The 12,823-nt window shown below is 32.6% G+C and carries 7 protein-coding genes, 1 tRNA gene and 1 pseudogene; 7 read left to right on the forward strand and 2 right to left on the reverse strand.

All coding sequences use genetic code 11. From position 1 onward, the window contains the following. Positions 1 to 784 precede the first annotated feature (784 nt). From F6K18_RS20045 to F6K18_RS20055, 3 genes are all read left to right on the forward strand, one after another. The gene (locus F6K18_RS20045) at positions 785 to 5,059 is read left to right on the forward strand and encodes a tetratricopeptide repeat protein (protein WP_287523285.1); all 4,275 of its coding nucleotides are present in this window, start codon (positions 785 to 787) and stop codon (positions 5,057 to 5,059) included. An 868-nt stretch (positions 5,060 to 5,927) separates the two neighbouring features. Next, a complete protein-coding gene (locus F6K18_RS20050; RefSeq protein WP_287523286.1) occupies positions 5,928 to 6,212 on the forward strand; it encodes a hypothetical protein in 285 nt (94 codons plus the stop codon). Positions 6,213 to 6,399: 187 nt separating this feature from the next. Next, complete coding sequence (locus tag F6K18_RS20055) at positions 6,400 to 6,474, forward strand: transposase family protein (RefSeq protein WP_287275059.1); 75 nt, start codon at positions 6,400 to 6,402, stop codon at positions 6,472 to 6,474. Positions 6,475 to 8,903: 2,429 nt separating this feature from the next. Here F6K18_RS20055 and F6K18_RS20060 read toward each other — a convergent pair. Continuing rightward, positions 8,904 to 9,167 (reverse strand): hypothetical protein, encoded by a 264-nt coding sequence (locus F6K18_RS20060; protein WP_287523289.1) that lies wholly within the window; start codon positions 9,165 to 9,167, stop codon positions 8,904 to 8,906. Between the two features lie 121 nt (positions 9,168 to 9,288). After that, positions 9,289 to 9,361, reverse strand: a tRNA-Ile gene (locus F6K18_RS20065). A 186-nt stretch (positions 9,362 to 9,547) separates the two neighbouring features. Between F6K18_RS20065 and F6K18_RS20070 the strand changes: the two genes are divergently transcribed. From F6K18_RS20070 to F6K18_RS20085, 4 genes and pseudogenes are all read left to right on the forward strand, one after another. Further along, positions 9,548 to 10,216 carry a hypothetical protein gene (locus tag F6K18_RS20070; RefSeq protein ID WP_287523292.1) on the forward strand — a complete coding sequence of 223 codons (669 nt, stop codon included), beginning with the start codon at positions 9,548 to 9,550 and terminating at the stop codon, positions 10,214 to 10,216. A 504-nt stretch (positions 10,217 to 10,720) separates the two neighbouring features. Next, complete coding sequence (locus tag F6K18_RS20075) at positions 10,721 to 10,939, forward strand: hypothetical protein (RefSeq protein ID WP_287523294.1); 219 nt, start codon at positions 10,721 to 10,723, stop codon at positions 10,937 to 10,939. A gap of 259 nt (positions 10,940 to 11,198) precedes the next feature. Beyond that, a pseudogene (locus F6K18_RS20080) lies at positions 11,199 to 12,197 on the forward strand (IS630 family transposase). 282 nt (positions 12,198 to 12,479) lie between these two features. Then, the gene (locus F6K18_RS20085) at positions 12,480 to 12,689 is read left to right on the forward strand and encodes an IS200/IS605 family accessory protein TnpB-related protein (RefSeq protein WP_287523297.1); all 210 of its coding nucleotides are present in this window, start codon (positions 12,480 to 12,482) and stop codon (positions 12,687 to 12,689) included. Positions 12,690 to 12,823 lie beyond the last annotated feature (134 nt).

Genomic DNA, 12,823 nt, shown 5'->3' on the forward strand with positions numbered 1-12,823 from the left:
GCTATAGCAATTCTATTTTATTTGTGTATAAAAATCTTACCGCTTTTAGGGAACAGGGAACAGGTGGGAGTTTCAGTTTTTTTATCTACTTTTTGATTTGTCACAACTTATTTAGGATTGCTATAGTTGATAATTTTAACATTGCCAGTTAAAGATATTTTTGAGTTGAATTTCTTATCTTTGCTCATTGAATTCCAACACTTTGACTAATTAGCTATTTACCATTTTCTTAATTCTTCAGCCTTTAACATAGAAAAATATATATTACTGTACTATTTAATACATTTATCCGATCGTCAAAACTAATATTTATTGAGTAATACTTATTGTCTGAAAACTTGAGCTGATAAGAACTTCAGATTATTTTTTTTGTTTATTGTTCAATTATTTGTGAGATTATTAAACATCTCCAATAATAAAAAATCAAATCAATTATCCCGTAGAAATTATCAATTCTTTCCCCCTACTCCCTACTCTCTACTCCCTACTCCCTTTTTTCCAAAGAGGTCTATTGAGTCGATCGCTATAAGATTAGAATTTTACTCTTCTCCGCTCAGTAGAAAATGAACAAATAGAGATAGTAATTTATCTTTTGATTTTGGGTTTAATACCCCACCGTCTGAGGGTGTTAACAATTGGTTGGGGTTTGAGTCCCAATCCACTTTTTGCTTCTTCCTTCTTCCTTCTTCCTTCTTCCTTCTTCTACTTTCGTAGATTACATGAAAAATAGTACTGTGTTAAACTATTTATTATTATAAATATCGAAGAGTAATAAAGTCAATGTATGTTACTGCCTGCTGTTTTACATCCTGATATAGTTGAATTTCTCCGAAAAGATGTGGAAAGTAATTTACAAAAAAAAGTATGGGAATGTATTAAAAAACTGAAGCAGCAAAAATTTGATGGTGGATTGCGGGTTAAAAAGCTGAAGGGAATCAATAAAAGAGTATGGGAAGCTAGAATTAACAGTGCTAGTCGCTTAATTTTTACCTACAATAAGTCATCGCAACCAGAAACAGGAAGGACGCAAGTTTATCTGGTAATTCAAGATATTTGTGTAGACCATGATGATGTATCACGACGTGCTAAAGCGAGGAATAAAAGTCCTGATTCAGAATGGTTAGAAACAGAAGAAGTGGAAGTGGTTTTAGAAACTAGCGACTTTAAAAATTTAGATAATTACGCAGATGGAAATAATCAATATTCAGCAGCAGAAAAAACAAAGATTGACATAGTAGAAGCTCTAGAGTTAGAACTTAATTCAGATTTTACAGATGATGAATTGTTAGGAAATATTCAGTGGCGAGTATTAGAGTCAGAAACGGAATGGCAAAAAGCAATTATTGAGCAAAATACAGATTTACCTTTAAAGTTGACAGCAGAAGAATATGAACTTGCTAGACTTTCAGGAAATCTTTTATTAAATGGTAGTGCTGGTACAGGCAAAACCACAGTGGCATTATATAGAATGCTGCAAAAAAGAGAGTATAAAAATTCAGGGAAACGTTTATATATAGCCTATAATAATTTGCTGGTTAATAATGCAGAAGAACAATTTTATAAAATAGTCGCAGATAGTGAATTAGAAAAAGCAGAAAATAATCAAATAAGTCAAATAATTTTTGAGTTTAAAAATCTTCAGGAACTATGTTTGGAAATTCTGAGTAGCTATCATCAAGAATATTACGTTCAAAATGAAGTAAACTATCAAGTTTTCTCGGAAATGTACAAGGCACATCCTCGAAAAAAACAATATTCAACGTCTTTAGTGTGGGAAGAAATTAGAAGTGCTATTAAAGGAAAACAACTATCTATAACAGAAGATATTTTGTCTGAAAAAGCTTACGAAGAAATCAGTAAAAATAGTATGACTTGTCTGGAGGAAAGACATCGTAGAGAAATCTATAAAATTGCAAGATGGTATCAAAAAAAACTTCAAAAAGAAAAATTATATGATGAAATAGATTTAGTCAGACAAGTGTTGAAATTGATTGAAAATAATCATAGTGAAAAATACGATCTGATTGTTTGTGATGAAGTGCAAGATTTTACAGAAATACAATTAGAGTTATTATTTAAGTTAGTTAATCCCAATGGAAATTTATTTTTTGCTGGAGACTCTTATCAGATGATTAGTCCTAGTGGTTTTCAATGGGAAAAACTAAAAGATAAATTTTATCCTCACAGAAAAGTAGATAGACAAACCCTAAAGTTTAATTTTCGTAGTGTAGGAAGTTTAGTAAATTTAGCGAATAAACTACTAAAATTACGCTCTCGATACTTAGGAGAACCTAAAGGAAATTATTCGACGACAAATAGTAGTAAGGGTCAATTAGCTAGGACGATTTCAGCAGATTATCAAACATTAATAAAAACATTAAAAGAAACATCTTTATATCCTGGTGATGCTATTTTAGTCAGACAAGAATCAGATAAAGAAAAAATTAGAGCTGAACTAAATTCTAGTTTTGTTTTTACAATTGAAGAAATCAAAGGATTAGAATTTGATACAGTTTTTCTCGTAGAATTTTTTCAGCCTACAAAAAAACTTTGGGGTAAAGTCATACGAGGTGGCTTAATAAAAGAAAAAGAAAAACCAGCATTTCAACTAGAATTAAACTTACTTTATGTAGCAATTACCCGTGCTAGTAGAATATTAAATATTTGGGAATCACAGCTTAGTACCCTCTGGCAAGAACCAGAATTTCAAGGTTTATTTCAGTCAATAATTCCCGAATTAGTAAGAAGCGACCGAGTAAATCCTAGTTCAGAAATATGGCGTAAACAAGGGGAATATTATTTAAAAGCAGGATTCTATCAACAAGCAAAAGAATGTTTTACTAAATCCGGCGATCTAACTTTAGAAAAACAAGCTCAAGCCAAATTATTAATTCAAAAACAAGCTTATGATGAAGCAGCAAAAATTTTTCTTGAGTTAAGAGAATGGCAAGAAGCAGCACTACTATTTGAGAAATTAAAAAAATGGCAATCAGCAGCAAAATGTTGGGGAAAAATTGGAGAAAATCAGAGGCAAAAAATTTGTGAAGCTTACAACTTAGAAGTAAATTTAGAATGGTTAGCAGCAGCAAAGAAATGGAAAGAACTCGAAAACTTTGCTAATTATAAACGCTGTAAAATGAATATTCCCGAAAAAAAAGCAGAATACCAAGCTATTGAATTTGAAGAGAAAAAACAATGGATTAAAGCTGCTGATAAATATGACTTAGCCAAAATTCCTCAGAAAGCAGCATTGTGTAGAGCCAAAGAATTTGAAAACAAAAAACAATGGGAAAAAGCTATTACTCAATATCAAATAGCAGGAATGGAAGAAAAAGCAAAAAAATGCCGCCTTCGAGGAGTAAACGAACTACATAAACAAGGACTAATTAAACTACAAAAAAGAGATAATACTGGCGCTATAGAAAACTATAACCGAGCAATAATACTAGACCCAAATAATCATCAATTTTACAAAAACAAAGGTATTGCAATGGCTCAATTGGGAAACTTAAAGGCAGCAATAGCAAATTTTCACAAAGCATTAAAACTTGAACCAAAAGACCTCCAAAATTATCATAATTTAGGGGCAACTTATGCAGAATTAGGCAAGTTAAATCAAGCCATAGATTTTTTTTCTCAAGCTCTGAAATTTAATCCTCAAGACTCTCAAATTTACCATAACTTAGGAGTAGTTCATTTTAAAGCAGGAGACCCACAAGGAGCCATCGCAGATTATGATCGAGCAATAAAATTTAATCCCACAAAAATAGAAGCTTACTATAATCGAGGTATTGCCCGTCGTTCCCTGGGAGATAGGCAAGGTGCAATTAATGATTTTACCACATTATTAAAACTCAATCCTCAAGTTGTAGATGCTTATACCCAACGAGGTGCTGTTAAGTTTGACATGAAAGATACAAAAGGAGCGATCGCCGACTTCAACGAAGCAATTAAACTTAATCCTAAACATCCTGAAGCCATTTACAACCGAGCTGTAGTTCGCCGTTTGATGCGAGATAACAATGGCTCCCTAAAAGATTTTAACCAGGTTATACAAATTAATCCTAACTATATGGATGCTTATATCAAACGAGGTATAGTTCGTTTCGATCTTGGAGAACATCGTGGCGCCCTAGAAGATTTAAACCGTGCAGTACAACTTCAACCCAAAAATGCAGAAGCTTTTTATCATCGAGGTAACACTCAGCGAAGTCTGGGAAATTTTCCTGGAGCAGTCGCTGATTTTCAGACCGCCATACATCTCAACTCCCAATATCATCAAGCTTATAACGACCTTGGCATTGTACGTCTGAGAATGGGAAATATAAAAGGGGCAATGAAAGACTTTGAAACAGCTCTACAAATTAATCCTAACTATGCCGAAGGTCATAATAACCGAGGCTTTACCAAATTTAGATTAGGAGATATAAAAGGCGCAATGAAAGACTTTGAGATAGCTCTACAAATTAATCCTAACTATGCCGAAGCACATAATAATCTCGGAAATGCTCGCTTTCAAACAGGAGATTTTCAGGGAGCTATTGATGAGTTTGGCGAGACTCTTCGCATTGGTCCCAACTATGTTCCTGCTTATAATAATCGAGGTTTAGCTCGTTTGAAATTAGGAAGCTTTTCTGAGGCGATCGCTGATTGTCAAGCAGCGCTAAAAATCAACCCCAACTATGGTTTAGCCTACTATAATTTGGGCTTAATTCACTGTGAAATGGGAGATTTGCAGCAAGCTATTCTAGACTATAACGAAGTATTAAAATTGTATCCGAGAAAAATAGACGCTTATATTAACCGAGGGCTAATTTATATGAAGTTAAAAGACTATGCTCAAGCGGTTAAGGATCAAAGCAGTGCTTTAGATATTAATCCTAATCTAGGTCACGCTTATTCTTTTCGTAGTGAAGGATATATGAAATTAGGAAACTTTCAAGCTGCTCTTGATGATTTACACAAAGCAGCAGAAATTTATCAACAACAAGGAAAGCGACAAGAATACGAAAAGATTATCAAAACTATTGATAGTATGAAAGATGAGCACGACCCATAGACATCGGCATGGAAACTACGGCAGTTTTTAGATGGGTAAACCACAGTTAAAAAGTTAGGTGGTAGGTGAAACGAGGGCTGCGAATTCCACAATAGATGACTAACCTTCTGGTCTACTCGAGTGAAAAGCGCTGTAAGTTTTTGCCCAGGCATTTAGTAGACACACAAAATTATAGTCATTTACTTTAGATTGAGACAAAGCTTTCTTGCTATGAGAGAGTTTCAGACGAAAAAACGTCTCATTTTTAAGTTAAACTACTATAATTGCCTATTTTTATCATCAAAATATATCCTCAGATAAAAGGAAGCAAAATGTTGATTTATATCATGTATCTTTACAGCGCTTTTCATTAGACATCTCCAAAATCAAAATTAAGGTAAAATTGTAGTGACCAATTATATAGCAATGTGCGCTGGCATATTTACAAATTACAAGAACTGTCCAATAGCTAAAAGTCTTATATTATCAGATTTTTATTCCCCCTGTTGCCTGTTGCCTGTTGCCTGTTGCCTGCGCACAGCGCTATATATACGCTGTCCCCAAATAAATAACACCATTTCTCAAAAACTTTTCTACATTTTCTTGAGTATGGGAGTATAGGAGTGGGGGAGTGGGGGAGAAGTAAAAATAATAATAATTCATATTAAATATGCTCAAATTAGCAAAAAAAATATTAGGATAGTTTAATTACTTAATAACTGAAGTGTTACCTAAGTAGATAATTACTTTTGGCAATTAGTCTAATGTATTAGAATATATTTATAATCATCCACTCATCAACAAAAAAAATTATTGGTATTACAGATAAACAACTAATAAAATTAATAGAAAATGCTCAAAAAGTTGAATAAAAAAAAGACAGGCGATAATGCTCCGCATCGCTAACGCTAACGCTAGTCAAGAAAAGATATTAATCAAGGTAGGAGGAGCAAGAAAAAAGTCTTTAAGCAAGGGGGAAGAAATAATTTTGACGTTATATTATTTGCATCATGTACCAAAATTTCAGCTACTAGAAGCAATAGATATCTCCAAAATAGAAAATCAGGTAAAATCATCAAAACCATTTATGTATGTAGTATCCCAAATGAATCCAATTTTAGAATATATTTATAACCATCCACTCATCAACAAAAAGAATTATTGGTATTACTGACAAACAGCTAATAAAATTAATAGAAAATGCCCAAATAATAGAATCAGAAAAAAAAGAGGCGATGTAGCTGCCGCTAGGCTCCGCCAACGCCAAAACAGAAAAAAGATTAATTACAGCAGATGGAGGAAGAAAAAAGAATTTAACTCAGGAATAAGAAATAATTTTAACGTTATTTTATTTACATCAAATACCAAGTTTTCAAACATTAGGAATCAACTTTCGTATAAGTGAATCAAGTGCTAATAATATTTTTCATTACTAGATAGATATTCTCAGAGAATTACTGCCAGCAAGCTGATTATAACAAGTAAAAAAAAAGAAAATGAATTGGAATTGGTAAAGGAGATATTAACAGAATTAGAATTAATTGTAGATAGTATAGAACAAAGTAGAGAAAGACCAAGTGATATAAAGACCAAGAAAAATATTACTCAGGAAAAAAGAAAAATCATACTTTTAAAAATCAAATAATAACGACACCAAAAGCGAGTGCTTAATTCGCCGTCGCACGGCGAATGTAAGAAGCACTCAAGACAGGAAAAGAAATAGTAGATGTAATAGTAGGATAAAAAGGTCTAGTAAATGATGTAAATATATTCAGAAAACAACGAATGGGAGTTTGATAAAAAAAAAATTTCAAGGAGATAAAGCTGATGAAGGAGTAGAAAGAACAACTACACCAAAAAAGAAACCAAGAACAAAAGAAATGCTACCATAAATCAAAGAATAAAATCAAGAAAAAGCCAAAAAGATAATATTTGTAGAACATGTAATAAGATTAATTAAAATATTTGGAGTTCCTAGAGAAAGATTCAGATTAAAAGATAATAATTATCAAAAAGTAATCTTAACAATATGTGGTTTAGTCAGACTAATAATTGGCATATTTATATTAGTAAACCTCCTCAAAAATTGGGATTAAAATAAGAAATAAAAGTACAATAAATATTTATATTAGTAACACGAAGTATCTCTGATAACCATAAAACTGTACAAATTAACTACCTTCATGAGTGGCGATAACCTCCGGTTAAGCGTACGCTATCTCTCCACTAAAGATAGTTAGGATAGGCCTTTGAGTATTTTTGGAGATGTCTAATATAGTAATAAAAAACTAGATAAAAATGTTTAATAATTAACAATGACTGTCTATAATACTATTAAAAAAAAGAATGTTACGAATAATCAGGGCAATTAAAATACTTTATAGGAGATGTCTCTTGGGCTAAAAAGATAAATTCATACTTAAAAACTGCTATTAAAGCCATTCCCATACGACTCCTGATTCCTGACTCCTGACTCCTAAGAAATATGCTTTTTTTGTAGTAAACATTTATCAAGTTGGCATAATACTGTAAAACGCGTAAAAAATGACGCTCTGGAGGAGCTGGCGATCGCTCCAGTAAAGATAGTTATAGCAAGTGCCTGATGATTTTTGGAGATGTCTATTTAAGTAGACCACAAAATTATTTTCGGTTAGGGAGTAGGGAGTCGAAAAATGCTTTTGGGTTGCTGATGATTATGATTGGCTCAACAAACAGGAAGGATAAAAATGTCACCGTACTATCCAGTATAGTTTTCTTGGAATTTCAAGGGTTTGAGTATTCGTTGTAGCTTATTCAGGAATGATAAATTTTGTGCCCTTTTAGGGAGTTGGAATGTGACAATTTTTTTCTGAGCTTGATTGCCATTAATATACTCTACCTATATTTACAATTTCTGTTTTGCAATCCCATTTATCTCAATTCATTTTATTAAGCTTCTAGGCATAGCCAAATTCTTAATTCCAAAATACACTAAATTTTACTTTTGAGCAATCAATGCTGTATTGTTTATCTATCAAGATTTTCAGCTTTTTATATAGGAGTAGGAAATAGAGGTGCGATTGCATCTTTTTTCGCCCTAAATTGCACCTTAAAAAGGGATGTTGAACTAATTTTGCTAATTTTATTTTAAATAACTAATGTTTAATTTTATCTTTGATAATTTTTAATTATTTTAGTATTTGTACCTACTTCTTCAAGACATGGACAAGTTTAAATAAGTCATAATTATAGTAATCATAAATAATGCTGATACTTGCATAGCAGAAGAAAGAAGGAAGGACTGAAGTTGGAAAAATTTTGCGTTGTCTGAGTTTTAAGCTTTTGATATGTCTTAACTGGAGAGTACAAAGTTCTGCTAAAAAACAGTTGGTTCTCAAGATTGAAAGTGTTACTGGGAAAGGTTTACAGCACCTACTGTTGTGAATGGAGAATTTTTAACCTTGAGTCCGTGAAACCCTTGACTAGCAATAGTTATTCCCAGAACTTTGCACTGTCTAGTGTCCTAACTTTTGCTTCGACTGCTATATATCGGGACTTTAGCAAAAAACGCCTTAAAAAAAGCCTTAAAATCTTGCTGGGTAATGCTTTAACGTTAAAATAGGCTATTTCTTGACATATCTTAGGTTTTCCTGGGTCATGCTACCCAAAGAACCATTTTTATCCTGTTGACGTATTTTCTTTGCTACTGTTGAGTTTAAAGCCATTTTCACCGTCAAAAATATCAAAGTCCTGATATGGATTTTTTTCCTGATTTACAAAGAAGTTAGTAGTATTTAGGCATTTTCTAGTAGGAAAAATGCGTTAAAGTCAGTCTAGACAAGGGAATTACATCGATGCCTTAAAAATGGCTAGAACCCTTAGTAATTCAGTATTTATGTCTTTTTAACGCAAAAGCCTCTGCCCATCTATATTTGCCTAAGTCCCGAGATAGTCCTGCATAGTAATGGTAGGATACATATTTTTTAATTTCTCCCACACTCCTCATCTCCCACACTCCCCATCTCCCCATCTCCCCATCTCCCCATCCCCCCAAACTCCCGGTGCTTCCTTTACCATTACTATGCACCACCACCAGTCCCGATAATTCTATCTGAATGGAGTGCTTATTTTTTGTTTGGTCGCGATTCATTTCCCGGTAAATCGGATATTATACCGGGAGTCCTCTAGCTCCATTTCAGATATAAAATGCTAAAACCTTTAACCAGCAAAGATTTTAGTATATTTCGAGGAATTAATTTGATAGAGTTGTATGCGCCCTGCTGGAATCGAACCAGCCTGAAAGCGAATTATGAGCTCGCTGCCTCCCCAATCGGCCAAAGGCGCCTATTTCTAAGTTTACCTTTATATCATCACATTAAGCTAGCTTGGACTTTTCTCAAATAATCTAACGTATCATAACATAGTTTCTGGAGTTAAGTTAAGTTTTTGGACATAAATATTTTTAAACTTATACTAAAACATAGTATATCATAACAGAAAACAATATTATGCCTAAGAAATAAAAAAACTATGAATTCTAGTATTGTGCTAACTCTAAGCTTACTAACCCTAATGTTTGGTGCAGGTTTGGGTAGTGCTTCTTGGGGGTTTAAGCTAGGAAGGGAAGCTTTAAAAGGAATTACTCAACCAGATACTCGTCCCACTAATAATTTAGCAGGTGCTAGAGACAGTTCAAATCGCAAAGAAGGATTAGTCTTGTTAGAAGAGGAAAAAATTATTACCAGTGTAAAAAATATTATCAGAAATGGTGGAGTAATTGAAGAAAAAACTACTAAAAAAGACTCCCAGAACAAACAAGCCAAAGCAAAGTCTTCTCAAGAAAATCAATCCCAGCAAAGTTTTCCAATTGTGAGTAGTGACGCTGGAGTAGCTCTAGAAGTTAATGATGTTCGTCGATGGGGTAATTCTCTAGTTTTAGATGTCAATTTAAAAAATGAAGGAGACCGAGCTGTAAGATTTCTGTACAGTTTTTTGAATGTTACAGATGACCAGGGAAGGTCTCTCAGCGCAAGTACAGAAGATTTACCAGGAGAATTACCACCCAATGGTAGAAGATATTATGGTATTATTACGATTCCAGTTGCATTATTAGATAATGCCAAAGAACTTTCCTTGGAACTGACAGATTATCCTGGTCAAAATTTAGATTTAAAAATGTCTAGAATCAAAATAGATTAAGTGGATTATATATTTTTTTGAGTAGGTTGTTAGTTAGATAAAAAAAGTTATCTATCACATAAGTTAATTTATTTATCTCTAATCGATCGTCAGAGAAAGCAAAATTAAATTTTAACTTTGAAGAGCAAAGAAATCTAATGAAGTTGCCCAAGATTTAATGGTATAATAAACGTTGTACATAAATATAGTCTTATGTAGTCAAACAATGTCAAATATCTTCGTGAAATTGTACTCACTAGCTACTAAATATTTGAAAAATTTAATAACTCAAAGGCTTTATGTTTAATGGTATAATCGGCAGGTAGCTGAGAATCCCTGGCTAAATCACCATAATAAAGATTAATAAATGCTCTGCTCCTCATATAATTTTAACCCCTTGATTTATGAGATTATTTGAGAGACTTATGATTCAAAAAAATCATCGGTTTTATCCTGAAATTGACCGACCGTGTTTCTTGTCGAAAAATCTCTTAAACTCATGCTAATTATTTAGTTCATCAGTATTTGATATTTGAAAATACTTATCGTCACTATTTAGACCTGCAAAAGAAGCTACAATCTCAAGGAGACTATCAAGCAATGCCAGCTAAAGTATCTCAACAAATCTTGATGATAATAGATCGAAACACCGAAGAGTTTTTTAGCAGCGAACGAAGTTTATCAACACCAAGCCATCAAAGTTTAATGCTCGTCCTCGTCTTCCGGGATATAAAAATAAAATAACGGGAAGAAATATTGTAGTTTATACAAAACAAGCCATCAGCCATAGGCAAGTTAAACAAGTAATTATTAATCCAAGTAAAACATGGATTGATCTAAAAACATTAGTACCTACTTCATAAATTAAACAAGTTCGTCTCGTCCTTAAAATTAATCATTAACTATTTAGACAAAATTAATTGTATATTTTAAAATAACTATTTTATCATGAGTTTTAGAGAAAAATAAAGTAGCGCGATCGCTAAAAAAGAACAGGACAAAAATGAGATACATAAAGGACTTAACAAAAGATACATTGAAACTCTTAGACAGAATTTATAAACATAGCAAATATTATCAAGTAAGACAGAGAACGCATTGGATTAAACTCAGCTATCAAGGAGCTAAGATTTCGGAATTAATGAAAATCTTTAAAGTAACTCGTAACACAATTTATAATTGGTTCAATTTGTGGGAATCATCAAGCTTGGTAGGATGATATAATCAACCAGGTCGTGGCAGAAATAAAACCTTTGATTCAGCATAAGAAGAACAAATAAAGGACTGGGTAAAATCTACACCGAAAAACCTCGATAAAGTTCAATAAAAAATCAAAAAGCAATGGGAAATCAAAGTCAGCAAAAAAACAATAAAGAGGGTAATAAAATCAATAAAAATGGAATGGCATAGAATAAAAAGAAAGGTAGGAGGGGAGCCATGCCCCGGTTTTTATCAGAGAAAAGTAGAAGAACTAGAAGAATTAAAAAGGAAAGAAGAAATAGGAGAAATAGAGATAAGATATGTAGATGAAAGTGGTTTTTGTTGAAGACCTTATGTTCCTTATGCTTGGCAAGAGACTGGTCAAAAAATAGAAATCAAGAGCCAACAAAGTAAAAGATTAAATGTTTTAGGTATCTTAAGTAAATCCAATAAATTAGATGCATATACCTTTAGATGTAGTATAAACAGTGATGTGGTTATCGCTTGTATAGATAAATTTTGTGAAACAGTAACGAACAAGAGATTTTTGGTAATGGATAACTCTTCAATACATCAAAATAATAATTTCTGGGATCAAGAAAATGAATGGAGAGAAAAAGGGGTAGAAATATTTTTTTTGCCCACCTATTCTCCACATTTAAATATGATCGAAATTTTGTGGCGCTTGATCAAATATAAATGGCTAGAAAGTGAGGCTTACGAGAATTATTCTACTTTAGTAGAAGCCGTAGAAGAAATTCTCGTAAACTTTGGCACAGAATATACAATTAATTTTGTCTAGGTACTTATGTAATAGAGGTCATTTATAAAGCTAATGAAAAACAATATGAGCTAGAGAAAAATCGTTGTGCCAGTATTTATATAGGATTAAACAACTTAGCTACATTAACTTTTAATCAAGTTGGAATCAAACCACTCTAGATAAATGGCAGACCGTTAAAACCTATCAATCAATACTATAATAAAGTTAAAAGCTTCCGACAATCTCAACTCCAGGAAAATAGATCGAGTCTGAGACTGAAAAAGCTGATCTTAAAAAGAGAATTTAAAATCAACGATTATCTTGCGTATTGCATCCCCTTTGATTATTGATACTCTAATTAATCAGAAAATAGGAACTTTGATAATTGGGCACAATGAAGAGTGGAAACAGAAGATAAATTTAGGGAAAAGAAATAATCAAAATTTTGTCTGTTTTCCCTATAACAGGTTAATAGAAATGTTATCTTATAAAGCCAAGATGGTAGGGGTAGATGTAATTATTACAGAATAATCTTACACCTCAAAAGCAAGTTTTATAGATAATGATTTGATTCCAGTGTACAAGAAAGGTCAGAAAAATCATGTCACCTTTTCTGGAAAAAGAATAAAAAGAGGAATACAATCGTACTGCCAGCAAAGGATTAA

This window comes from Okeania sp. SIO2C2 (assembly GCF_010692625.1).
GTDB lineage: Bacteria > Cyanobacteriota > Cyanobacteriia > Cyanobacteriales > Microcoleaceae > Okeania > Okeania hirsuta.